This is a genomic window from Pseudomonas sp. MAG002Y (assembly GCF_019400845.1).
Lineage (GTDB): Bacteria > Pseudomonadota > Gammaproteobacteria > Pseudomonadales > Pseudomonadaceae > Chryseomonas > Chryseomonas luteola.
Genome location: NZ_WOEJ01000005.1, coordinates 271,538 through 295,059, shown reverse-complemented (window position 1 = coordinate 295,059; position 23,522 = coordinate 271,538). Strand labels below are relative to the sequence as shown.

At 55.7% G+C, this 23,522-nt stretch carries 22 protein-coding genes; 15 read left to right on the top strand and 7 right to left on the bottom strand.

Annotated features, from left to right (window positions below; genetic code table 11):
• Positions 1–2: 2 nt before the first annotated feature.
• Entirely contained in the window at positions 3–1,310 is a 1,308-nt protein-coding gene (locus GM154_RS09785) for an alpha/beta fold hydrolase (RefSeq protein ID WP_219652088.1), read from the top strand.
• Between the two features lie 38 nt (positions 1,311–1,348).
• On the opposite strand, the gene GM154_RS09780 is transcribed toward GM154_RS09785, so the two are convergent.
• Together GM154_RS09780 and GM154_RS09775 are read right to left on the bottom strand one after the other, a co-directional pair.
• Positions 1,349–1,711, bottom strand: coding sequence for a putative quinol monooxygenase (locus GM154_RS09780; RefSeq protein ID WP_219652087.1), 363 nt, complete (start codon positions 1,709–1,711; stop codon positions 1,349–1,351).
• Positions 1,712–1,757: 46 nt separating this feature from the next.
• Positions 1,758–2,495 (bottom strand): SDR family oxidoreductase, encoded by a 738-nt coding sequence (locus GM154_RS09775; protein WP_219652086.1) that lies wholly within the window; start codon positions 2,493–2,495, stop codon positions 1,758–1,760.
• A gap of 363 nt (positions 2,496–2,858) precedes the next feature.
• Here GM154_RS09775 and GM154_RS09770 point away from each other — a divergent pair, with 363 nt between their 5' ends.
• From GM154_RS09770 to pip, 8 genes are all read left to right on the top strand, one after another.
• Positions 2,859–3,782: an AraC family transcriptional regulator gene (locus GM154_RS09770; protein WP_122042665.1), complete on the top strand. Its 924-nt coding sequence runs from the start codon at positions 2,859–2,861 to the stop codon at positions 3,780–3,782.
• A gap of 399 nt (positions 3,783–4,181) precedes the next feature.
• Complete coding sequence (locus GM154_RS09765; protein ID WP_219652085.1) at positions 4,182–5,003, top strand: NAD(P)-dependent oxidoreductase; 822 nt, start codon at positions 4,182–4,184, stop codon at positions 5,001–5,003.
• A 58-nt stretch (positions 5,004–5,061) separates the two neighbouring features.
• Positions 5,062–5,964 carry an SMP-30/gluconolactonase/LRE family protein gene (locus GM154_RS09760; protein ID WP_219652124.1) on the top strand — a complete coding sequence of 301 codons (903 nt, stop codon included), beginning with the start codon at positions 5,062–5,064 and terminating at the stop codon, positions 5,962–5,964.
• Between the two features lie 65 nt (positions 5,965–6,029).
• Entirely contained in the window at positions 6,030–7,013 is a 984-nt protein-coding gene (locus GM154_RS09755; RefSeq protein WP_010798153.1) for a TRAP transporter substrate-binding protein, read from the top strand.
• An 89-nt stretch (positions 7,014–7,102) separates the two neighbouring features.
• The gene (locus GM154_RS09750; RefSeq protein ID WP_010798152.1) at positions 7,103–7,633 is read left to right on the top strand and encodes a TRAP transporter small permease; all 531 of its coding nucleotides are present in this window, start codon (positions 7,103–7,105) and stop codon (positions 7,631–7,633) included.
• A 1-nt stretch (position 7,634) separates the two neighbouring features.
• On the top strand, positions 7,635–8,918 hold the full coding sequence (locus GM154_RS09745) for a TRAP transporter large permease (protein WP_150347494.1): 1,284 nt from the start codon (positions 7,635–7,637) through the stop codon (positions 8,916–8,918).
• A gap of 220 nt (positions 8,919–9,138) precedes the next feature.
• Positions 9,139–11,103, top strand: a complete 1,965-nt coding sequence (locus GM154_RS09740; protein WP_219652084.1) for a PAS domain-containing sensor histidine kinase — start codon at positions 9,139–9,141, stop codon at positions 11,101–11,103.
• Positions 11,104–11,348: 245 nt separating this feature from the next.
• Positions 11,349–12,335, top strand: coding sequence for a prolyl aminopeptidase (gene pip, locus GM154_RS09735; RefSeq protein WP_219652083.1), 987 nt, complete (start codon positions 11,349–11,351; stop codon positions 12,333–12,335).
• Between the two features lie 133 nt (positions 12,336–12,468).
• On the opposite strand, the gene GM154_RS09730 is transcribed toward pip, so the two are convergent.
• Together GM154_RS09730 and GM154_RS09725 are read right to left on the bottom strand one after the other, a co-directional pair.
• Entirely contained in the window at positions 12,469–14,430 is a 1,962-nt protein-coding gene (locus GM154_RS09730; protein WP_219652082.1) for a glycoside hydrolase family 3 protein, read from the bottom strand.
• A gap of 136 nt (positions 14,431–14,566) precedes the next feature.
• Positions 14,567–15,541 carry a Gfo/Idh/MocA family protein gene (locus GM154_RS09725; RefSeq protein ID WP_219652081.1) on the bottom strand — a complete coding sequence of 325 codons (975 nt, stop codon included), beginning with the start codon at positions 15,539–15,541 and terminating at the stop codon, positions 14,567–14,569.
• 231 nt (positions 15,542–15,772) lie between these two features.
• On the opposite strand from GM154_RS09725, the gene GM154_RS09720 reads away from it, so the two are divergent.
• Entirely contained in the window at positions 15,773–16,438 is a 666-nt protein-coding gene (locus GM154_RS09720) for a nucleoside/nucleotide kinase family protein (protein WP_219652080.1), read from the top strand.
• Between the two features lie 66 nt (positions 16,439–16,504).
• Here GM154_RS09720 and GM154_RS09715 read toward each other — a convergent pair whose 3' ends face one another.
• Positions 16,505–17,218, bottom strand: coding sequence for a LuxR family transcriptional regulator (locus GM154_RS09715; protein ID WP_010798145.1), 714 nt, complete (start codon positions 17,216–17,218; stop codon positions 16,505–16,507).
• Positions 17,219–17,338: 120 nt separating this feature from the next.
• On the opposite strand from GM154_RS09715, the gene GM154_RS09710 reads away from it, so the two are divergent.
• The 3 genes from GM154_RS09710 to GM154_RS09700 all read left to right on the top strand — a co-directional run bounded on the left by GM154_RS09710 (position 17,339) and on the right by GM154_RS09700 (position 18,918).
• Entirely contained in the window at positions 17,339–17,755 is a 417-nt protein-coding gene (locus GM154_RS09710; RefSeq protein WP_083397884.1) for a DUF4902 domain-containing protein, read from the top strand.
• An 80-nt stretch (positions 17,756–17,835) separates the two neighbouring features.
• The gene (locus GM154_RS09705) at positions 17,836–18,417 is read left to right on the top strand and encodes an acyl-homoserine-lactone synthase (protein WP_010798143.1); all 582 of its coding nucleotides are present in this window, start codon (positions 17,836–17,838) and stop codon (positions 18,415–18,417) included.
• 180 nt (positions 18,418–18,597) lie between these two features.
• Positions 18,598–18,918 carry an Arc family DNA-binding protein gene (locus tag GM154_RS09700; protein WP_010798142.1) on the top strand — a complete coding sequence of 107 codons (321 nt, stop codon included), beginning with the start codon at positions 18,598–18,600 and terminating at the stop codon, positions 18,916–18,918.
• A 397-nt stretch (positions 18,919–19,315) separates the two neighbouring features.
• Here GM154_RS09700 and GM154_RS09695 read toward each other — a convergent pair whose 3' ends face one another.
• On the bottom strand, positions 19,316–20,011 hold the full coding sequence (locus tag GM154_RS09695) for a TerC family protein (RefSeq protein WP_010798140.1): 696 nt from the start codon (positions 20,009–20,011) through the stop codon (positions 19,316–19,318).
• 210 nt (positions 20,012–20,221) lie between these two features.
• Here GM154_RS09695 and GM154_RS09690 point away from each other — a divergent pair, with 210 nt between their 5' ends.
• Positions 20,222–21,007 (top strand): exodeoxyribonuclease III, encoded by a 786-nt coding sequence (locus tag GM154_RS09690; RefSeq protein ID WP_219652079.1) that lies wholly within the window; start codon positions 20,222–20,224, stop codon positions 21,005–21,007.
• A gap of 68 nt (positions 21,008–21,075) precedes the next feature.
• A complete protein-coding gene (locus GM154_RS09685; RefSeq protein ID WP_219652078.1) occupies positions 21,076–21,627 on the top strand; it encodes a GNAT family N-acetyltransferase in 552 nt (183 codons plus the stop codon).
• Between the two features lie 44 nt (positions 21,628–21,671).
• On the opposite strand, the gene GM154_RS09680 is transcribed toward GM154_RS09685, so the two are convergent.
• Positions 21,672–23,381, bottom strand: a complete 1,710-nt coding sequence (locus GM154_RS09680) for an ABC transporter ATP-binding protein (RefSeq protein ID WP_219652077.1) — start codon at positions 23,379–23,381, stop codon at positions 21,672–21,674.
• Positions 23,382–23,522: the final 141 nt, after the last annotated feature.

The window sequence follows — 23,522 nt, the reverse complement described above, 5'->3', positions numbered from 1 at the left end:
TTATGTTCAAACTCGCTTACGCCCCTTACAAAACCTGGACGACTATTCCTTCGCTCGGCATTCGCATGCACGCCCGCACTTGGCTAGCCCATGAAGACGATCCACATCAGGTTCCAATCATCCTGATTCATGGCCTGGCGCTTTCAAGCCGCTATATGGTCCCGCTGGGGAGACGTCTCGCATCGATGGGTCATAACGTCATGGCCCCCGATTTGCCCGGTTTCGGGCGCTCGCCTGCGCCGCGGATGTCCAAGTGGCCGGCAGGCCCGGATGTCAGAGAGCAGTCGAATCATCTGCTGGCCTGGATGGACGCCAACGGAATCCACAAGGCGGTGCTGTGCGGCAACTCCGTAGGCGTACAAATCGCCGTTGAAATTGCGGCACGCTTTCCGGATAGAGTCGAGCGCCTGATCCTGATCGCACCTACGCCAGACCCGGCCTATCGGACACCGGCGCGGCAGTACGCCCGCCTCGTCCTGAACATGCCGTTCGAGGCACCCTCGATCAACCCGCTGATGCACATGGAGTATCTTTCCAATGGCCTGCCACGCATGGTTCAGCAGCTTCGCAGAACGGTGGACGACCCCATAGAAAACCGTCTGTCCCACGTGCATGTTCCTGCCCTTGTAATCCGTGGCCAATACGATAAGACCCTTACCCAGCAGTGGGCAGAGGAATTCACCAGTCTACTTCCCAACGGCAAACTGGTGGTTGTAGAAGGCGCGGCGCACAACGCGCACTACACCGCCGCGCCGCTCATGTCGCAGCTGGTCCATCGGTTCATCACCGGTCGTTTCGATACCCGGGCAACCGACATGAGTAATGAAATTGTCGTCTCTGGCATGGATCAGGGTCGTGATCGGCTGGCGCCAGCCAAGTTATTATCACCTCGCATGCACGGCCTTCTGGACTATGCCTCTGCAGGCCTCTGTCTGGCGTTGGCAGGTGTCAACGAGTGGGGACCGCGCACCCGCCAACTGTTTGCCGTTGCAGGTCTTTCAACCGCAACCTACAGCCTTCTGACCAACTACGAGTATGGTCTGGTGCGCAAGCTGCCCATGACGGTTCATCTCAATATCGATACCTGCAGCGGATTGAAGCTCCTTCTGGCCGCCGCTACCTTGCTTCGCGGCGAGCCCGTAACCGGACGCTGGGCCGTTGCGGCTCAAGGTACGTTCAATCTGCTGGCTGTGGCGGCAACACGAGTTCCAATGGGCCCGGCTCGCCTGGTGCCGGTGCAAAACCTGAGCCTCTGCGCTCCTACGGACTACCACCCCGCTACCGCCGATGAGAACACCTACTCCCAATGACGTAAAACGCAGCTCACAACTTACAATGGCGCCTGCGCCTAGCCACAACAGGCATAGGAGCCGCAACCAGGCGAGCTGAACCGTGGAGTTGCCCAACGATAGGCGTTGGGCAACTCGTTACCTTCGAACGTCATGAACTCCATACGGGCCGCAAGGGAGCCATTTACCAGGCGCATCCACAGCTCGGCTGGAAGCGTATTGAAGTAGCTGTCCATATCCGACTGCGACTGCCATTGGCCATACACCAACCAGCAGTTTTCCTCTTCTGGCGATGGCATGACGGTAAAGGTGAGACACGTCTGCCCTGGATAAGGCAATCCCCTGAGACATGCCCTGAGGGCTGCGGAGCGCCCGGTACGGGCATGGATCAAGAGCAACGATATATAAGGCGATGCGGACATGAGTCCTCCTCCGAGATGAAGTGCCATGGGATGAAACCGAAAGCCCTTAATAAGGGCTCGCGGTCGGCCTGACGATAATCTCGCTTACGTCCACTTCGGCAGGCTGCTCGATTGCAAACGCAATGGCGCGCGCGATGGACTCCGGTGAAATAGCCCCTCGGCGAAACGCGTCCATGGCTGCCTGAGCGGTTGGATCGGTGATGGTGTCAGCCAGCTCAGACTCCGTTACCCCGGGCGAGATCACAGTGACGCGGATATCGGCCCCTACCTCCTGACGCAACCCTTCGGAAATGGCCCTGACGGCAAACTTGGTTGCACAGTAAACCGCGGCAGTAGGGCTGACAGCATGCCCGCCAATCGAAGACAGATTGATGAACTGTCCGCTACGCTGCTGCTGCATGACCGGCAAGCCCGCTGCTATCCCGTGGAGCACGCCCCGAATGTTTACATCGATCATGCGATTCCATTCGTCAACCTTGAGCGCTTCAAGCTTGGAAAGCGGCATCACACCCGCATTGTTGACTAATATATCCAGATGTCCGCCCTGCTGCTGAGCGAACTGCACAAACGACTCCATATCCTCCAATGCGGTAACGTCGAGCCGGCGGTAGTCAGCCTTGCCGCCCTGCGCCCTGATTTCAGCTACCAGGGTCTCAAGCCGCTCTGTACGACGCGCCCCTAGAATGACGAAGCCGCCCTGTGCCGCCAGATACCGTGCGGTTGCTTCGCCAATGCCACTGCTTGCGCCGGTAATTGCGATGACCTTGCCTTCTAGACCTTTCATACGAATCTCCTTGCCTGTCAGTGAGGGCGGCCGGTGTTGCCGCGTTAGTGACAAGGCTAGAGCCGAAAGGCATTCAGACGTTAGACGGATCCTGCTCGCTTCTTGCCTGATCCTGCACGGAGAAGAATGCAGTGGGCCAGGGAGCGCCTATCCAACACGATTATTCGCGCTCTGCAGGCAAGGTTGGACTACGCTGGCTTTCACAATCCTGCGGACCGCGGGCATACCATGACAGGATCAGGCAAGAAGTCAGCAGAATTGATATAACCCTGCATTGCCACTTTTGGTTATCGTGACGCCTGACTTGATCGGTACGCCTGTGCACGCCGATACAATGGGAACCACAAGCTTCAGGGGATCAGCATGGACTGTGTAACGCATGAATCCACTCATAGTCGAGACACGCTTCAGCAGCAGGAACTGGCAGCGCTGATCGATCAGCTTACGTTGACAGATGGCGCTCATACCACCCGGATCGACGGTCTCTGCCTGATGCGTGCAAGCCAGCCCTCAGACCCTGTGCATGGGATCAGCAACCCCAGCTTTTGTGTCATCGCACAAGGTCGCAAGCAGGTTACGCTTGGCGATGAATGCTTTACCTATGACCCGCTGTATTACCTGGTGGGCTCCGTCTCGCTTCCTGTAACTGGCCAGATTATCGAGGCTACCCCCGAGCGCCCCTATCTCTGTATTCGGATCAACCTGGACCCGGCAGAAATTACCCGCCTGATAGCCGACGCCGGCCCGACAGGTGTCCCCGTCGTACCAGCCCACCGGGGCCTGTACGTCGAGCGCGTGGATAATGCCATGCTCGATGCCGTGACTCGACTGGTTCGTCTCTTGCACACCCCGCGTGACGCGGCGATGCTGGCCCCTCTGGTGCTACGAGAGATCTATTATCGGTTACTGCGTAGCCCCCAGGGATATCGACTGTACGAAATGGCAATAACGAACAGCCAAACCCACCGTGTGAATCGCGCCATCAACTGGTTGAATCAGAACTACATCGAGCCGTTGAAGATCGATGAGCTTGCCCGGCGCGTCAATCTGAGCCCTTCAACGCTACATCATCGCTTCAAGGCGGTGACTGCGATGAGCCCACTGCAATATCAGAAGCAGCTACGCCTTCAGGAAGCCAAGCGCCTGATGCTCCATGAGGGCATCGATTGCTCGTCGGCAGCGCACCGGGTGGGTTATGAAAGCCCCTCTCAATTCAGCCGCGAATACAGCCGGTTGTTTGGCGCGCCGCCCATGAAGGATATGGCCCGCTTAAGAGCGAGCGCGTAGTAACACCTGACGTCCTACCGCCCGCACTTAGAACCTTGCGCGCACCTAGCACGGCAGACTACCCCGGCGGGATTAGACCTTTGTCTAACCAACAGCAATGACCTATCGGTCAAACCCAGCATTTCTCTGCTCCGCTCTTATCAATCAGGTCATTACGCCACTATAGGGCGCTTGTACCCTGGCTTTGAGCTTAATCGACACCCTTAAAAGCTTGTAAGAGAATGTTTCCAGCGAAGGGTTTCCTTACAGGAGTCTTGGCGAAACTCGTAAGATACGACAACTTACCGCCTCCAAGAAAAAGGCGTCGTTGACATCGCAGGTAAGCACTGTTAAAAATTTCGCCATCTAGTCGTATGATGTCTTACGACTCAAAATAATACTAATAACCAGGAAACTGACATGGCGACCAGTTCTGTAGAGAATCAGCGTTTGAACCGTATCCTTCTCACCGGCGCCGCAGGCGGTCTCGGGAAGGTACTCCGCGAAGCCCTCCGCCCTTACGCTGAAGTGATTCGGCTTTCCGATATCGCCAACATGGCACCCGCCGAAGGCCCCCATGAAGAAGTCGTTCCATGCGACCTTTCTGACAAAGCCGCCGTCGATGAACTCGCCAAAGGTGTAGATGCGATTCTGCATTTTGGCGGGGTTTCGGTTGAGCGTCCTTTCGAGGAAATCCTGGAAGCCAACATCAAAGGCGTCTTCCACATTTACGAAGCGGCACGCCGCCATGGCGTCAAGCGCGTCATCTTCGCCAGCTCGAACCACGTCATCGGCTTTTACAAGCAGACCGAACGTATCGATGCCAGCTCGCCGCGCCGCCCAGACAGCTACTACGGGCTGTCCAAATCCTATGGTGAAGACGTCGCCAGCTTCTATTTTGATCGCTATGGCATCGAAACCGTCAGCATCCGTATCGGCTCCTCCTTCCCCGAGCCGCAGAACCGCCGCATGCTGGCTACCTGGCTGAGCTACAACGATCTGACCAATCTGATCGCCCGCTCCCTGTTCACGCCCAATGTTGGCCACACCGTCGTGTTTGGAGCCTCCAAGAACCGTGACGTATGGTGGGATAACCGCCTGGCCGCTCACTTGGGCTGGGAGCCACAGGACTCCTCCGAGCAGTTCCGCGAGAAAGTCGAAGCAGAGCCGGCTCCGGCTGCGGATGATCCGTCCATGGTGTATCAGGGCGGCGCTTTCGTTGCCTCGGGTCCGTTTGAATAAGTACGCCGTTGCTTGCGATGGATCAGGACGATCGGACTGAACAAGAGAGATAAGAATGATGCAAGCTGAACTGATTCTGGATGCCCGCAACGGTACGGGAGAAAGCCCGGTCTGGAACCCACGGGAACAGGCGCTCTACTGGGTCGATATCCCTGCTCGTACCCTCAACCGCTGGAGTGCTGCCGATGGCAGCACCCGCGCCTGGCTGGCTCCAGAAATGATCGCCTGCGTGGCACGCTATGACGGCAGTGAGACTGCATGGTTGGCAGGCCTTGAGAGTGGTCTGTTCAAGGTAGAGATCACCGACGGAGACACCTTGCAAGCCACAGCCTTGGCCAACGTGACGCACCCGACCGGAAACATGCGTTTCAATGATGGACGCTGTGACCGCCAGGGTCGCTTCTGGGCGGGAACCATGGTCATGGATATGGCAGCTGCAACACCGGCGGGAAAGCTATACCGCTTCCCTGAGCAACACTCGACCGCAGCCGATGGCCTGACCCCGATTCTGGAAGACCTTATCGTACCCAACGGCCTGGGCTTCAGCCCGGACGGCCGGACCATGTATCTGTCCGACTCCCATCCCAATGCACAGCTGATCTGGGCATTCGACTACGACACGGATACCGGCACGCCCCACAATCGCCGCCTGTTCGTTGACATGAACAATCATCCAGGTCGCCCTGACGGCGCCGCGGTGGATGAGGACGGTTGCTATTGGATCTGCGGTAATGATGCTGGCCAGATCCATCGCTTTACCCCGGATGGGAAGCTGGATCGTTCGCTGACCGTACCGGTAAAAAAACCGGCCATGTGCGCCTTTGGCGGACCGGGCCTGGATACGCTGTTCGTCACCTCCATCCGACCTGGCGGTGATCTATCTGATCAACCTCTGGCGGGCGGTGTGTTTGCCTTGAGGCCTGGCGTGAAAGGCCTGGAAGAGCCGACGTTCAGAGGATAGAACAACGCCTTCTACTACCGCTGTACTCCTCATAACAAAGACAAGATGTACTAAGGAGTTATCTCATGAATTTCAAACGTAACCTGTTGGCCGCTGCATGCTGTGCGCTTCTGACTCCCGCAATCGCACTGGCTGATATCACCCTGAAGTCTTCGGACGTTCACCCGGCGGGCTACCCGACGGTCGTTGCCGTCGACAACATGGGTAAGAAACTCAAGAAGGAAACCGACGGCGAACTCAGCATTCGCATGTTCCCCGGCGGTGTTCTGGGTAGCGAAAAGGAAGTGGTCGAGCAGGTTCAGCTGGGCGCGATTCAGATGGCTCGCATTTCCATCGGCTCGGTAGGCCCGGTAGTGCCGGAAGTCAACGTGTTCAACCTGCCCTTCGTCTTCCGCGACGAAGCGCATATGCGCAAAGTGATTGATGGTGAAGTAGGCCAGGAGTTGCTGGATACCGTAACCAACTCCAACTTCAATCTCGTCGCATTGGGTTGGATGGATGGCGGTACCCGCCATCTGTACACCAAAAAGCCGGTGCGCAAGATAGAAGACCTTGGCGGCATGAAGATCCGTGTAATCGGCAACCCGATCTTCATTGACACCCTGAACGCCATGGGCGGCAGCGGTATTGCGATGGCAACCGGTGAGATCTATAGCGCCTTGCAGACCGGCGTGATCGATGGCGCGGAAAACAACCCGCCTACCATGGTTACGCAGAACCATTTCCAGGTAGCCAAGTATTACACCCAGACAGGTCACCTGATCCTGCCGGAAATGCTGGTCATGTCCAAGGCCACCTGGAACAAGCTGACGCCGGATCAACAGGCGCTGGTCAAGAAAACTGCACGTGAAGCGCAGATGGAAGAGCGTGAGCTGTGGGACAAGTACAACGCGGAAAGTGTCGCCAAGTTGAAAGCTGCCAACGTTGAGTTTATCGAAGTTGACCGCAAGCCTTTCTATGACGCCACCGCGCCGGTACGTGAAAAATATAGCCAGCAGTACGGACCCAAATTCGCCGAGCTGGTCAAGCGTGTTGAAGCGGTGCAATAAGGCCTGACGGCCATTACAACAACAACCTGACATGCCCTGCTCGCTCCGAGGTCCTCTCGCAGCGAGCATGCGGCCGCTCGGAGCTTTTCATGAAACATGCTCTTCTGCGTGTCAACGATGTCATCTATACCCTCTGTGTCTGGATAGCGGGCCTGTCAATTCTTGTCATCTCGCTCATCATTCCGTGGGGTATTTTTACCCGTTACGTAATGGGAACCGGTTCATCCTGGCCGGAGCCTATCGCCATTCTGCTCATGTCCATTTTCACGTTCATTGGCGCAGCCCCCAGCTACCGTGCCGGTGCGCACATGGCTGTAGCAATGTTTACCGATCGTCTTCCGCCACTGCTCAAGAAATACGATGCCGTTCTGGTCAATCTGCTGATGACCGCCATCAGCCTCTTCATGACGATCTGGGGTATCAAGCTGTGCATGGCGACCTGGTACCAGTTCACCAGTGACCTGGCCTGGCTCCGGGTAGGGATTGCCTATTCGCCTATCCCAATCGGTGGCGCGCTGACCCTCTGGTTCGTGCTCGAAAGAATCATTTTTGGCGATCAAAGCCAACGGCGCGTCGTGCAATACGATGCGGTAGAAGAAGCGGCCGAAGGAGTTGCCTGATATGGATGCGTTCGTATTACTAGGCAGTTTCATACTGCTGATTCTGCTGGGCATGCCGGTTGCCTACGCACTTGGCCTAGCGGCGCTCGTCGGCGCCTGGTGGATCGATATTCCGTTCGATGCGCTGATGATTCAGGTGGCTGGGGGTATCAACAAGTTTTCCCTGCTGGCCATTCCCTTCTTCGTGCTGGCGGGGGCCATCATGGCCGAAGGGGGTATGTCGCGGCGGCTGGTGGAGTGTGCCAACGTGCTGGTAGGCTTCATCCGCGGTGGGCTGTCGCTGGTCAACATCCTGGCCTCGACCTTCTTTGGCGCAATTTCCGGCTCCTCCCTGGCGGATACCGCCTCGGTAGGTTCGGTGCTGATTCCGGAAATGGAAAAGAAGGGCTATCCGCGTGACTATGCCACTGCCGTTACGGTCAGCGGCTCGGTTCAGGCGCTGCTGACTCCACCCAGCCACAACTCCGTCCTGTACTCGCTGGCTGCGGGTGGCACTGTTTCCATCGGCTCGCTGTTCATCGCCGGCATTGGACCGGGGCTTCTGCTCAGCTCCATTATGATGCTGATGTGCCTGTTCTTCGCCAAGAAGCGCAATTACCCCAAGGGTGAAGTCATTCCCATGAAGCAGGCGCTGAAGATCTGCGTCGAGGCGCTCTGGGGCATGATGACCATGGTAATCATTCTCGGTGGCATTATCTCCGGCATCTTTACAGCAACGGAATCTGCTGCGGTTGCCGTGCTGTGGGCATTCTTCGTGACGATGTTCATCTACCGCGATTACAAGTGGAATGAACTGCCCAAGCTCATGCATCGGACCGTACGTACGGTCTCTGTGGTGATGATCCTGATTGCCTTTGCCTCAAGCTTTGGCTACATCATGACGCTCATGCAGATACCGGCACAGATCACCGGCGCCCTCATGACCATTTCGGAAAACCGTTATGTAATCCTGATGTGCGTAAACATCATGCTGCTGATCCTGGGTACGGTAATGGATATGGCTCCGCTGATCCTGATCCTGACGCCTATCCTGTTACCGGTCATGATCTCCATTGGCGTAGATCCCGTGCATTTCGGCATGATCATGTTGGTCAACCTGGGTATCGGTCTGATCACCCCACCGGTAGGCGGCGTGCTGTTCGTGGGCGCAGCTGTAGGCAAGGTGACTATCGAGCAAACCGTAAAGGCGCTGCTGCCGTTCTATGTAGCCCTGTTTGCAGCCCTGATGGCCGTAACCTATATCCCCGCAATCTCTCTCTTCCTGCCCAGCCTGATGGGTAACTGATCCATCGCATGACTGCTGGTCTTATCGAGACCAGCAGTCCGTCTCTACTGCCGACTGGCAGCTCATCGGATCACCCCTGCAATTCGCTTCGTTTCCCCGCAATTTTTCCTATAGTGAACGTGCCATTATTGATAGCCTTTCAGTACGTTACTGCCTGCATTAATGGCCTGAGCCTGTTGAACCTATAAGAACGATAAAGCCCCACCTGGAGGATGCCTTGATGCAACATGCCGAACGGCTGCCTGCCGCTCTCATCGATGAGGGGCAGTATCGTCTGCTCGTGGAAGCCGTTTCTGACTACGCGATTTTCATGCTGGATCCGGACGGTTTCGTAGCAAGCTGGAATCCCGGCGCTCGCCGCTTCAAAGGGTACGAGACAACAGAAATCCTCGGTCATCACTTTTCGTGTTTCTATACCGCTGAGGACTTGCTGACCGGCCTGCCCGGTCGGGCACTTGAGCAGGCCCGCTGTGAAGGCCGGTTCGAGCAGGAAGGCTGGCGTGTTCGCAAAGACGGCACACGCTTCTGGGCACATGTCGTGATCGACCCTATCCGTAACGCACAAGGCACGCTGTTGGGCTTTGCCAAGGTGACGCGCGACCTTACCGAGCGAAAGGCGGCGGAAGACGCCTTGAGAAAAAGTGAAGAGCAGTTCCGCCTGCTGGTTCAAGGCGTCTCCGATTATGCCCTTTACATGCTGGACCCGACCGGTCAGGTGACCAGCTGGAATGCCGGTGCCGAGAAGATCAAGGGCTACACCCCACAGGAAATCATCGGTCAGCATTTCTCACGCTTCTACACCCCTGAAGATCGGGAAGCAGGCCTGCCGCAACAGGGGCTGGAAACGGCTCAACGTGAGGGTCGTTTTGAAAAGGAAGGCTGGCGAATCCGCAAGGACGGTACACGCTTTTGGGCCAATGTTGTCATCGATGCAATAAGGGACGACAACGGCACCCTCCTCGGCTACGCCAAGGTCACCCGAGACATCACCGAGAAACGGGAAACCCACCTGGCTCTGGAGCAAGCCCGGGAGGCCCTGTTCCAGTCACAGAAGATGGAAGCCCTGGGCCAGCTGACCGGTGGGATTGCCCACGACTTCAACAACCTGCTCATGGTGTTCATTGGCTGCCTTGAGCTGGTTCGCAAGCGTGTGCCGGATGATCCCAAGGTTACACCGCTGCTCGACAATGCCATCCAGGGCGCACAGCGAGGCGTGTCTTTGACCCAGCGCATGCTGGCCTTCGCACGCCGTCAGGAACTGAATCCGGAGACCATTGAGCTGCCTACTCTGGTCCGCGGTATGGCCGAACTGCTTCAGCGCTCCCTGGGCCCGTCGATCAAGATCGAAACCCGCTTTCCGCTGATTCTCAGACCCGCCCACGCCGACACCAATCAATTGGAGCTGGCCCTGCTCAACCTGGCCATGAATGCACGAGACGCCATGCCGGAGGGCGGCTCCATCATCATCTCGGCCCGTGATGAACTAATCTCCCAAGGCCATCCCAGCCACTTGAAACCGGGGGCCTACGTCTGCCTATCGGTACAGGACACCGGCCAGGGAATGGATGAAGACACATTGTCCCGTGCCATGGAGCCTTTCTTTACCACCAAGGGCATCGGTAAGGGAACGGGGCTTGGACTGTCCATGGTGCACGGCCTTACCGAACAATCCGGTGGCAGGCTCATCCTCAAAAGCCGGCTGGGCGAAGGCACTACAGCCGAAATCTGGTTACCCGCCGCACACGTATCTGATGCCGGCATGCAGACCACTGACGACCCTCTACCCGCGCCTTCAACAGACAAACCCGGAAATACCTTTCATATCCTGGTGGTAGACGACGACCCGCTCGTCCTGACCAGTACCGCTGCCATGCTGGAAGACCTGGGAAACACCGTTTACAAGGCCTCCAGTGGCACCCAGGCGCTCGATATAATGAGGAAGGCATATCCGCCTGTCGATCTGGTCATTACTGATCAGGCCATGCCTTACATGAGCGGCACTCAATTGGCAGAGGCCATACGGGCTCATTGGGCGGACCTTCCCATAGTGCTCGCATCAGGGTATGCCGAGTTGCCAGCAACGCTTTCGGTTGATCTGCACAAGCTGGCCAAGCCCTTCCGCCTGGAAGAGCTGGCCAAGGCCATTGATCAGGCCATGCGTCCGGACGCCATAGCCTCGGCTTGATGCTCTCACGCCGGGTGGCCATCGCGCACCCGGCCTTCCATCGGCTCGATACCTTTCAATAGAAACTCCACACCAGCGAAACAGCTCCTATAAAACGTATCCGAATCAATAACCTGATCTGGATTACCACCCCCTTCTCAGCTCATACCTCATTCGCCTTAACCTGACATGGCAAGTATCGCCTCACATTCAGCAGGAAGCCGCACAGTCGAATAGAGCAGTAAATCTGTCTTGCGGAGTTATCTATGGATGCTCAGTGTGAAGTTTGTTATTCAATTTTCCCTCCCATCGAGAATCCCAACCGAAGCGGGATGCTTCAGGTTGACGACACCCATCAACTCTATTGGGAGGAGTCCGGCAATCCTGAGGGGTTACCCGTCGTCTATCTGCACGGCGGACCTGGCGAAGGGGCCCCGCCCTCCAAGCGCCAATTCTGGGACCCGGACTATTACCGCATCATCCTCTTCGATCAGCGTGGCGCGTTACGCTCCACTCCTCTGGCCGAGGTTAAAAACAATACGACCCAGCATCTGATCGATGACATCGAGACCCTAAGGGAGATGCTCGGCATTGACAAATGGCTTGTCTGTGGCGGCTCATGGGGAACCACCTTGGCGCTTGCTTATGGCGAAGCCCATCCTGAGCGTTGCCTGGGTTTTGTCCTGCGTGGCATCTTTCTGGGCACAACCGATGAGATCAACTGGTTCGTTTACGGTATGCGCCTGTTTTTCCCAAAGGCCCATGAAGACTTCGTCAAATGGCTGCCAGAAGAAGAACAAGGTGATCTGCTGGAAGCCTACAGCAAGCGGGTGATTTCCGAAGACGAAGACATCCGGAGGGAGGCCGCCCGTTACTGGGTAAAGTATTCCGGCAGCTGTGCGCTGCTGCGCCATGATCCTGAAGGCGTTGAAGAGCAAGTCGCTGACGATACGACCATGATGGGCATGGGTATCCTGGATCCGTATTACTTCAAGCACAGCATGTTTCTGGAAGACGACCAGTTGCTTCGCAACATTGACCGTATCAACCACCTGCCGTGCGCCATTGTGCAAGGTGGGCACGATATGATCGCAACGCCTCATGCTGCCTATCGGCTGCACAAATCCTGGCCTGGCTCCGTGCTGAACATGGTGCCTGATGCAGGCCACTCACCAATGGAACCCGGAACGCTGAGTGGGCTGATCCAGGCGTTTGAAGTCTTCAAGAAAACCGGCGACTTCCACCAGCCTTGATAGCTCTGTCACGACACAGATACCGCTGGAGCGCTTGCAATAGACCACGCCACACAAGACCTGTGGCGTGGTCGAGGCTGCTGGCAGGGTTTGCCGCACTGGCAACCACACGGCAAACCTTTCCAGAGAGCAGTTAGAACATCAATCCATACCCCATCGGGTACAGAGGTTTGCGGTTGCCTTCCTGGTTGGTTGAGTGACGGTTGATTACCTGTTCCATGGAAAGCGGCAGATCAAACGGTAGCTTGCCTTTGAAGCGGGTCGGATTGACTACCGCGTCCAGAAGGATCTCGTCGGATACACCAAAGTTGCCGATCAGAGCGCCTACCTGCCCCTGAAGCTTGGTCAGTACCGCCGGACGATCCAGATACACACTTACAACGGTCGGCACACCCTTTGCGCTGGCAGCCTTGATCTGGATAAGGTCTGGATTGTCCTCCGGGTAGTCCAACGAACCCTCATGCTGCATGCTTCCGAACAGATAATTCGGATGTAAGAGCTCGTAGGGCGCTGTGGAACGCATGATGGCAACGTCCGCCTTGTCCAGCGAGTCCACGACATTCAGGCCGGCCTTTTGCGCCGCAGTGGCATCGACGTTATAAAGATAAACGTTTCGGCCCTGGCCAATAGGCAGCAACTTGCGGTTCTTGAGCAGTACCAGCGAGTTCTTTTGTGCGTCATCTGCCAATTGCTGATGCTCTGCACTGCCTACAACCTCGGCAGCCTTGGATTCATCCACATACGGATTCTCGAAGAGTCCCTGCTCGAACTTCTGCTTCATGATGCGGATGACCGCCTCGTCCACACGACGCTCGGACACGAGCCCCTGCTTGACCGCACTTACTACAAGACTGCTGTCATCCACTCCGCCAAGCTGGTCGACCCCGGCGTTGATAGCCTTGGCGGTACGCTCAAGCTCTGTCAGCGACTCGACCCCCCAGGGCATTCCCAGCGAGAACGGCTCACCCGGCTTGCTGCCGTTCTGGCAAGCCTCGTTACAGTCTTTGGTGATCAGCCAGTCGCTCACGACGACGCCCTTAAAGCCATAGCGGTCCCGCAGGAGATCCTGTAGCAGGAAGCGGTTGAATCCCGCCCCCACCTGCTCTTCGATCGGCCGTCCCTGGTGAGAGGCGTTCTGCAGAATCGAATAGGTCGGCATGACGGAGCCTACATTCGCCTCGAATGCCCCTATGAACGGAACGATATGCTGGCGAATGTCCTTGCCGTAGAAGTCTGCGTATTTGCCATAGGCATTGTGGCTGTCCCAGCCATCCTTCGCTTCTCCATAGCCTACCCAGTGCTTGACCACCGTCACCACACTGCCAGGGTTTAGGAAATTACCATTCTGCATGCCTTGAACATAGGCGCGAACCAGACGCTTGGCCAACTGGGCATCTTGTCCGAAAGTACCACTGCCACGGGGCCAACGCGGCTCGGTATAGAGATCCGCCTGCGGAGATAGCGCCACGTTGATGCCTACCGCGCGATACTCATCGCGTACGACCTCGGCAAAGGTCTTGACGACCTTAGCGTCCCCAATGGCGCCCAACCCCAACGCTTCCGGCCATTTGGAGAACGAACCGGACTGGTTGCTGGCGCCTGGTGTGTAGAGGAAAGAGTTGCGGGGGTCGGTGCTGATGCTCAGGGGAATCGCCAGCCGCGATTGTTCAGCCAAGACTTGCAGCGCATTGTTCTGTTTGGCGAAATTCTCGGGGTCTGTATCCAGGCGCGTGATACAGGTGTTTACCTTCTTGGTTTCGATCGTCTTGGCAATCGCGTCCTGATCATAGACGGCACCGCCACCCAGCCCACCGGCATCCGCTACGGTCGGAAAGGTGCCATGCATCATGGCGCCTGCTTTTTCCTCAAGCGTCATCCAGGTGACCAGGTTGCGGGCACGGTCCTCGGCAGGCAGTCGCCAATCCTCGTAACGATCCAGCCGACCGTTACGGTTCATGTCCTTGAACTGCAAGCCGCCCACCGTTAGTACAGGCAGGTCTTTCTGCTCAAGTGTTACACCGTGCGAAGAAATACCTTGCGCCGAGACTCCTGTTGCCAGTGTGGCTAAGCTGATTAAAGCAGCGGCCTTTTTCATCGAACCCTCTCTTTTCCTTGTTATTGGTTAACGTAGCGCACTAATGATCTAGGGCACTGGAACTATAGAGCAGGTTTTACGAATCCGCCTGTTAACCCTACCGATTTGTCTGGCGCAGGTATTTCAGCAAGCTTATCTATGTCTTGGCACGCCCCAGAATCTGGTCCATTACCCGGTCCGTTTTGACGGCTTCCCTCGCCAGCGCAGCGTAGTCACGCTCACCTCGAATATGCGCATTCATACCCAGCACGTGATACCACTGGATATGCTCAGGGTGCTGGATGTACTCGCTGACAGTTTCTTCAGCGTCCAGCCGGACCGGTTCATCACCAAATACTGAAAAGAGAATACGCCCTCGACTGCCAATGATTTCGACTCGATCTTCATGGCGGTCAGCCACAAAATTCCAGCACCCCATGCCGAGCGCGCCGGATGAGAAACGCCAGCTTGCAACTACTGCATCTTCCGCCGCATAGAGCCCTGCCTGCCTTGCAGTGAAACCGCTTACGGCCACGATATCGCCCAACAGGTACTGGAACAGGTCAAGGCCATGACTGGCCAGATCGGCAAAGTATCCACCTCCTGCGACAGCCGGGTCGGTTCGCCAGTTGGCGTGCTGCTCCAGATCTTTTTGCGAAGGTGGCTTTATCAGGCTCCAGGTCAGCTGCCTGACCTCGCCAATATGGCCCTGCGTCAACCATTCGCGTACCCGCTGAAACCGGGGCAGTGACCGACGGTAATACGATACGAAAAGATGGCGACCCGCCTTGTCGAATGCCTGCTGCATCTCCTCGCTCTGCGTACTGCTGAGCGCCATCGGCTTTTCGACACAGCAATGTTTACCTGCGGTGGCCACCTGCATGCTGTAGGCATGATGGCTGTCGGGAGGCGTTGCGATATAAACAGCGTCCACGTCTGGATCATCGATCAAGGCTTGCGCATCGGTGTATACCCGCGCAATGCCATGACGCGCCGCATAATCGGTGACTGCCTCGGCACGGCGGCCCATCACCGCTACCAGCGCAGAGCCAGACGCCTTGTAAAAGGCTGGCCCGCTTTTCCGCTCCGTCACATCCCCACAGCCAATCATTCCCCAGCGCACAACATCCATGAATTCTCTCCCGTTCAAGGAATCAATAGGTTCGGCACCTTTTTCTCTTGTCTTCGTGCGATACGACCACGCAGACTCAGGACTACCGTATAAAACAGGTGTGTCGGAATAGTAGTCACTGCATCCTATGCTGCGAACTGTTAGTTGGTAACGGCGCGGTGACAAACCGTCTGCCCAGGCATACAGCACGTTCGGCATAGACAATCCATCCGCAACAAGAAGCGAGCCACGATGACCAGCAGCCAACGCCCGGTAGCGGGCCTCTCCCTACCTAAACCCATTATCGAGCGGGCCGAAGCCCTTTTGCAGCAAGGTGGTCGTCGCCTGCTGGGAATCGCTGGCCCACCGGGTGCTGGCAAGTCGACCGTGGCAGATCTGCTGGCGGCTGAGCTGGGCACGCGAGCATTGGTCGTACCCATGGACGGCTTTCATCTGGCCAATCGGGAGTTGGCTCGCCTTGGCCGCGCGAAACGCAAAGGGGCACCGGATACATTCGATGTGTATGGATACCGGGCCCTGCTGGAGCGCCTCAGGCACCAGCAGGCAGACGAAACGGTCTACGCGCCCTCGTTTCATCGTGACATCGAGGAAGCCATTGCCGGATCGATTCCAGTCTCATCCGAAGTGTCGCTGATCATCAGTGAGGGAAACTATCTGCTACTTGATGAGGGCCCCTGGCAACCCGTGGCCGAACTGTTCGACGAGTGCTGGTACGTTGCTGTCGACCCTGATGAGCGCCGTACCCGGCTGATCGAGCGCCATATGCATTTTGGGCGAAGCCGCGAAGCTGCTCAGGCCTGGGTTGAGCAGACCGATGAGCCCAACGCTCTGCGTATCGACCAGTACAAGGATCGAGCCCATCTTCAGATTCCCTGGTCTGATGGACCGGCCCGGTAAGTGAGCTGCGTAATGAATCAAGGATCTGGCTGATGCGTTTCAGACAGGCCCTTGAGGCAGTAGTCACTAGAATAACATCCCCAACAAAGACGCTTTGACCGCCGCCTCCGCCTTATTGGATGCATGAAGTTTCCGCATGGCATTTACCAAGTGAAACTTAACGGTACGCTCGTCGATATTAAGAATCAGTCCAACTTCGATATACGTCTTGCCTACGGCTGTCCATTTGAGAACTTCCCGCTCACGGCAAGTTAGTTCACTCGTACATTCAGGCATGGTTTTCGGAGCCAGAAAACGCACCATTGAAGAATGAACAAGCGTAGTCAGCCATATAAGCTTGGCTTCTTTTTCGTCGAGTTCTGTAACGGTAAGTTTTTCCGAAGAACGAACCAGCGACAACAATCCCATCGTCCCGAACTGCCCTCGCGACGACAGGCACCAGCCATGACGAATGTCATGCTGCATCGCCTCTTCCCAGAAATCATGCTCCACTGCTGGTTGCTCCGCTGACCAGATCAGAGGGGACTGTTCCCGGATACCGTGCCGTACAGTTGGGTCGATGCAGTAATAATTATTAGCTACATACTTACTTTTCCAGGCATCAGGAAATGTTGTAAGAAGTTCTATTTTTGGGCTAGAAACAGGAAGTGGCGCCTGAAGGCCATAAGAACAGAATTGAAACCCCAGACCTGAAATGATCTTTCCAAGCTCACTGAACAATTGATGTTCGGATTTAGCCCCGGAGCATAAAGAGAGATAATCCTCACGCCAGTCTTTCACATTACTTCAACCTTTGTAAAAGATGCCCAAATGGGCAGTGGTTTGTTTCTAACAGGCTCCGTACCATCATCTATTGGTGATGACTTAATTATTGCGAAACAACTTGTAAGGTGATGAATCTTGGTCGATTTAGGTATTCTTTCGTCGCATCCCAAGGGCGCTGCCATGTCTTTATTAGCACCAGATCATTTCATCCGCATGTCTTACAAGGAGTTCAGCGACGTCACCTTTTACCAATACATGGCCTGGATGGACATGGATCTTGTTGAGGAGCTGCACAGCCTTGGAATAGACGCCGCTTCTGCCGGATTTTGCGAATGGGCCAGCACGACACATTCACCCTCCATCAGCATTGGCTGGACCTGGTTCAGACAAAGTTCAATTGGAAGCCCCTACCTTGCTCCCGGTGGAATCAGCACCAATCTGATGCTGCGATGTGCAACCGGTTACGATCTGGGACCACGGGCTACAGAAGAACTACTAATATCCTGGCTCTCTCGACAAAACTGGCAGTCCGGAATTCCAGTCACCTTATAAGCAGACCTGTCCAGATGGGCAGCTGTCCAAAAAAACGTCGCTCTCTTGTAATGGAGTAAAGACACTTACGGAGATGCGATATGCTTAATATGGTAACAGGGACGGTTAAAGATTTAAAACCGGCCATGGCACAGGCCCTTTCGGTATATCGATACAATATTTTTGTTGAAAAGATGGGTTGGCCTCTCGAGTGTCAGGAAGGTAACGAACAAGATGAGTTCGACCGTGAGGACACCCTTTATGTAGTGGCACATGACAGCAACAACGAAGTCTGTGGCTGCGCCCGCTTACTGCCTACCCATAAGCCGTATCTACTGGGTGAAGTCTTCCCCGAATTAATGGAAGGCGCGGCCTTACCGCATTCTTCCGATATTTGGGAACTGTCTCGCTTTGCCTTGAGCACCCCCAAAAATAAAGTATTAACCGCTGCGCAATCATGGCAAAACAATATCGCCTTGATGTCAAAAGTAGTTGATGCTGCAAGTGCTCGAGGAGCGCACCGCCTGATCGCTTTTTCCGGTGTTGGCAACGAAAGACTGCTCAAACGTGCCGGCCTGAATATTCACCGTATTTCCAAACCACATCTTATTGATAACAAACCGGTCGTCGCTTTCTGGATAGAAATCGACAACCAGACAAGAAATGCATTAGGTCTTCAATAAAACGACCTGATTGCCATGCGTGCTTAATAGAAAGATGGATAGACCAATCAATAAAAGGACGTTGATAAAAAGGCCCTAGTTTGGCTTTAAAAACACATCAGGTGATCCCTGCCTTTCAACACCTGAAAGCCAGCTTGACCTTGAATATACGCTTCCCAATCATTTAGATGACTTAAACTCATGACTCAGGCAATCAGATCTTATTCCAGCCGTACAGCAGACAAATTTGTCGTCCGTCTTCCTGAAGGAATGCGCGATCATATTGCGGATGTAGCCCGTCACCATCACCGGAGCATGAACTCCGAAATTATCGCTCGCCTTGAGCAGAGCTTGATCCAGAATGGTGAAATGGACGGTAGCGCCAGAATGCGGCTGGATAGCCCTGAGCTGAGCGCCCATGAACGCGAACTGCTGCAGCGCTTCAGGGGCTTGTCAGGACGTCAGCAGAACGCCTTGATTTCATTGATCGCCGATAACGCAGCGACAGCAGCACGCGAATAGGCACTCTTATCCGGGCCTGCCTTCCGCCATAAGGGCGGGTCCGGATCTTTTCAGGTACAGCCCAAGGCTCATCCCTACCTCCCCAGCCCCGCCCTAGGTTCATCCCCTCTGAAAGCAAGCGAACCGCAGATGACAACAGCGCCGCATTATCTATAATTGGATTCTGCCTTTGCTCTCTTCTTGTCATCTTTAACAGGCTGCAATGTTTGCTTGCTTCTTTGCCCTTGCGTGCCTGTATGTTCAGAGGCTTTCGCCATGCGCGTCTTTTACTTTCTCTTGATTCTTACCACGGGTCTTGCATTTCTCTGGTTATCACTCCCTGATATCCCCGGCCTTATCACGTTCTCGTGAATACTTCTGGTGCCTGGGCTTTATCAGGCGCCAGGCTAACCTCACCTTAAGCACCACCTGACCGTAGCGCACGATGTTGCTGATAGCGCCCCAGCAACGTACCTATCGCGACAACGATCAGCGCGCCTGTTACACCCGCTGCGTAATGCGCCCATGAAGGCAAGGCAGGCAGGCTGGTATCGGCCACCGCCATTCCACCCGCAATCCAGCCCAACAGCGCCGCGCCCAATTTGATGATGATTGGAAAACGCTCCATCAGGCGCAACACCAGCTTGCTCCCCCAAATAATGATCGGGATGCTGACCACGATTCCAAAAATGACCAGTTCGAGCTGGCCATGGGACGCCCCTGCCACCGCCACAACGTTATCCAGGCTCATAAGCGCATCTGCCACGATAATGGTCCAGATAGCGCCCAGCAGTTTCGGGCTTGCCTTCAAATCAGCATGTTCGTCCTCACCCTCGGGCAGCATCAGTTTTACACCGATCCAGGCGAGCAGCAGCGCACCGATTAGCTTGAGATAAGGCAACGTCAACAATTCAAGAGCGAAAAAGATCAATACGATCCTGAGCAGGATGGCACCGAGCGCGCCACCCAGAATGGCTTTATTTCGCTGCGCCTCGGGCAGTTTTCTACAAGCCAATGCAATTACCACGGCATTGTCGCCACCCAAGAGGATATCGATCAGGATGATCTGTCCAACAGCAAGCCAAAGATCAGGATTATTCATCAAATCAGTCAACACTATCTCCCTTGAAACAGAGACAGCCGCAACGTGCCGAGCCAGAACACGCAAAGTCTGCCGGTGAGGATTTACACCCCTTGTGGAGCCTCAATGTATCCAAAGGTTTCATGAAGAAGTGCAGACGACCGGAAAGAACGCCTGCTGCCGAGGTCATACGTCTATCCCTACAACGCGTTGTGGATGACATTACCGCTACAAGGAGCTCTTGTGGAACCGCTGAAAATCGCCACATTCAATGTGAATGGCCTGCAGGCACGACGTGCTCATCTGCTCGAATGGCTACACCGTGAATCCCCTGACATTGTGTGTTTGCAGGAATTGAAAATGGCTGATGCCAGTTTTCCTGTCGATGAGATCCAGAATGCCGGTTACGGTGCGTTATGGCAGGGCCAGAAGTCCTGGAATGGAGTGGCTATCCTGGCAAAGGGCGAAACGCCCCAGGAAAGTCGACGCGGCCTCCCGGGTAATGAGAACGACCCCCAGAGCCGTTATCTGGAAGCGGTCGCTCATGGAGTCGTCGTGGGTTGCCTGTATCTTCCCAATGGCAACCCACAACCAGGTCCTAAATTTGACTACAAGCTGGATTGGTTTGAAAAGCTGAATGCTCATGCTGCCCAGCTGCAGGCAAGTGGTCATCCGGTCGTTCTTGCAGGCGACTACAATGTCATTCCTACAGATGAGGATATCTATAGCACGCGCTCCTGGCAGAAAGATGCGTTATTGCAACCGGAAAGCCGAGCCTGCTTCGAGCAGCTTCTGGAACAAGGCTGGACCGATGCCCTGCGCACCTGCCACCCTAACGAGCGCATCTATACATTCTGGGACTATTTCCGCCAGCATTGGCAGAAAAACTCGGGCATGCGTATCGATCATCTCCTGCTCAGTGCATCACTTGCGCCACGTCTGCTGGATGCCGGTGTAGACCGCTGGCTACGTGACCAGCCCCATGCCAGTGATCACGCTCCTACCTGGATTACGCTCAAGGCCCCATAGACGAAGACACGATTCGGTCATGGACACCATGCTACATTCGGGATCTGTCCATCGCCACAAAACAGACCGTGACTCAGCCTACCCTCCTATCGGACCGTTTGCTATTAAGCCCGCTCCTGCCAAGTGATGCGCCACGCATTCAGTTGCTGGCCAATTCGCCCTTGATTGCCGATGTAACGGCGCACATTCCCCATCCGTATCCCGATGGATTGGCCGAATCATGGATCGCTACTCACATCGCTCGCTGGGAAGCCGGCGAGCTGGCTGCCTTTGGCATTCGATTGAAACAGACAGAGCAGCTGATTGGCGTCATTTCGCTGAATCACATCCGTGACCGACGCGCTATCGTTGCCTATTGGATCGGCGTGGATTACTGGAATCAGGGATACGGCTCCGAAGCCTGCAAGGCTATTACAGACTTTGGCTTTCAAACGCTGGACCTGATCGAGGTGCGCGGCAATCATCTTGCGCGCAACCCTGCCTCAGGCAGGGTTCTGGTCAAGAGCGGCTTCGAGTATCTGTTTTCCAAAACCGCTTCGCTAGGTCTGAAAACGGAAGACGAAATGATGATGTTCTATCGACTCACCCGTAGCCCACAAGGTGAGGCAGCCAGCGTCTGAACGGATGCCCTCCGGGGCAGACCGGACGGCATCCGTGTTAGAGGTCAATGCGCCACCTCGTCGAGCTCATTGCTTTTGATCTGCGTCAGCCGCCCTTCGAACAGGCGATACACCTGATCGGCCACATCAATCAGTGCAGGCCGGTGCGATACGGCAATTATGGTAATACCAGGGGTTAGCGCTTTCAGGGTATGGCTGATCGCGGCTTCGGACTCAGGATCTAGCGCACTGGTGGCCTCATCCAGAATCAACAAACGAGGGTTATGCGCCAGGGCACGGGCAATAACGATACGCTGACGCTGCCCACCCGAAAGACGTCCGCCCCGCTCCCCTACGACAGCATTCATACCGCCGGTGAGTTTTTCCACGAACTCCCATGCTCCGGCTTGCTTCAGCGCCCGCTCGGCATCAGCAGCCGTAAGCTCGGGATCACCCAGCGTAACGTTAGCCAGAACGGTGTCATGCAACAGTAAGGTTTCTTGCGGCACATAGCCAATCAGGCGACGCCATTGGCGCTTGTCGAGCTCCTCAATCGGAACACTGTCGATCAGGACACGTCCAGACTGGGCAGCCAGCAGCGCACATATCAGATCCAGAATAGTGGTCTTTCCCGAGCCAGACGGCCCAATGAGACTGGTAAACGTTCCAACCGGAATAGTAAGGTCCACCTCGCTCAGGATCGGTTTGCTTCCGTAATGAAAGGACACCTGCTCGAACACGATAGCGCTTTTCAGAGACGGTGTGCGGGTGCCGCCATTGGGCTCAGCATCCGCCAGCGCCGCGTTGATGGAATCCTGTAACGCCCAATAGGCGCTCTCCTGTGCGGCCATCCGATGATAGCGCTGCTGTGCCTTGTGAAGCAGACCCAGTACCCGCACCACCAGAAAGATGAGCACCATGACAGACGACAGAGGCAGCTTCCAGACCACCAGCGCCGCATACAGCCCAGCGGCTGCCAGGATGGCAAGCATGGGCTCCTGAAGCGCACGCAACGCTTCACGGCTCATGACCTCACGTTCCATCGCCTTGTTGAGCTCGGCTGCCTGATGCCGAAGCAGCGAATCGGCAATGTCATAACGCGCCATGGCTTTGAGCGGCTTGACCGACCCCAGCGTATCGGTCAGATGAGCCAGCAGCTCGCGCATGAGACTGGTCTGACTCTTGCCGGCGCGCCGGGACGTCTTTACCAGGCGCTGCAGGGCCATCAGGAGAAAACCTCCCAGGATGAGCGAAACCAGCGTTGCCTTCCACGAAACGATGAACGCAATGACGGCATACACAACCGCCTGAATGACCAGCGCCAACATATTGGCCGCATGCTCATACCCTGTCGAGGCACGATAGGCTTCGGTCGCTACAGCATTGGCCAGCGCACCGGCAGGCTGACGCAGGTAATATTCCCAGCGACTCCCCAGCAACGCACGAATCAGATCGATTCGAAGGTCAGTGGCCACATGGGCTACGGCATAACCGACCTGACGGTTACCCAAGAGCACCAAGGTACTGCTCAGCGTCAGCCCAACAACGATCACGACCAGCATCGTTGCCAGTGTAGGCTCAAGACCCACCAGCCCAAGGACATGAATGACCTTATTGGCCAGGTCGGAATGCGCCTGATCGCCCAGGGCAATAGAGAGTAGCGGCAGTAAGGTCGTCAAGCCGACCCCTTCCGCGATACCTGCCAGCAGCAGGCTTATCAACATCAGAAACGTACGCACCGGGTAAGCCCGGCCGTAAGCAAAAAGAATCCGCATGGTATATCCGTTAGCGATGGGCTCGGTTAACTGGATAGGGAGCGCACGGCTCAACCTATCGCCAGACTACAAAGGGGTAATCCAGCTCCGTATCCCTGTGAGCCTATAGCTTGGTTCATAAACTTTCGATTTGCCTTACCC

Excerpts from the sequence above, each read along its gene's own strand:
- GM154_RS09705 (WP_010798143.1), top strand. The coding sequence starts at position 17,836 with ATGCTTAATATGGTAACAGGGACGGTTAAAGATTTAAAACCGGCCATG.
- GM154_RS09720 (WP_219652080.1), top strand. The coding sequence starts at position 15,773 with ATGACCAGCAGCCAACGCCCGGTAGCGGGCCTCTCCCTACCTAAACCC.
- GM154_RS09700 (WP_010798142.1), top strand. The coding sequence starts at position 18,598 with ATGACTCAGGCAATCAGATCTTATTCCAGCCGTACAGCAGACAAATTT.
- pip (WP_219652083.1), top strand. The coding sequence starts at position 11,349 with ATGGATGCTCAGTGTGAAGTTTGTTATTCAATTTTCCCTCCCATCGAG.
- GM154_RS09750 (WP_010798152.1), top strand. The coding sequence starts at position 7,103 with ATGAAACATGCTCTTCTGCGTGTCAACGATGTCATCTATACCCTCTGT.
- GM154_RS09785 (WP_219652088.1), top strand. The coding sequence starts at position 3 with ATGTTCAAACTCGCTTACGCCCCTTACAAAACCTGGACGACTATTCCT.
- GM154_RS09760 (WP_219652124.1), top strand. The coding sequence starts at position 5,062 with ATGCAAGCTGAACTGATTCTGGATGCCCGCAACGGTACGGGAGAAAGC.
- GM154_RS09755 (WP_010798153.1), top strand. The coding sequence starts at position 6,030 with ATGAATTTCAAACGTAACCTGTTGGCCGCTGCATGCTGTGCGCTTCTG.
- GM154_RS09740 (WP_219652084.1), top strand. The coding sequence starts at position 9,139 with ATGCAACATGCCGAACGGCTGCCTGCCGCTCTCATCGATGAGGGGCAG.
- GM154_RS09780 (WP_219652087.1), bottom strand. The coding sequence starts at position 1,711 with ATGTCCGCATCGCCTTATATATCGTTGCTCTTGATCCATGCCCGTACC.
- GM154_RS09765 (WP_219652085.1), top strand. The coding sequence starts at position 4,182 with ATGGCGACCAGTTCTGTAGAGAATCAGCGTTTGAACCGTATCCTTCTC.
- GM154_RS09680 (WP_219652077.1), bottom strand. The coding sequence starts at position 23,381 with ATGCGGATTCTTTTTGCTTACGGCCGGGCTTACCCGGTGCGTACGTTT.
- GM154_RS09775 (WP_219652086.1), bottom strand. The coding sequence starts at position 2,495 with ATGAAAGGTCTAGAAGGCAAGGTCATCGCAATTACCGGCGCAAGCAGT.
- GM154_RS09725 (WP_219652081.1), bottom strand. The coding sequence starts at position 15,541 with ATGGATGTTGTGCGCTGGGGAATGATTGGCTGTGGGGATGTGACGGAG.
- GM154_RS09770 (WP_122042665.1), top strand. The coding sequence starts at position 2,859 with ATGGACTGTGTAACGCATGAATCCACTCATAGTCGAGACACGCTTCAG.
- GM154_RS09730 (WP_219652082.1), bottom strand. The coding sequence starts at position 14,430 with ATGAAAAAGGCCGCTGCTTTAATCAGCTTAGCCACACTGGCAACAGGA.
- GM154_RS09745 (WP_150347494.1), top strand. The coding sequence starts at position 7,635 with ATGGATGCGTTCGTATTACTAGGCAGTTTCATACTGCTGATTCTGCTG.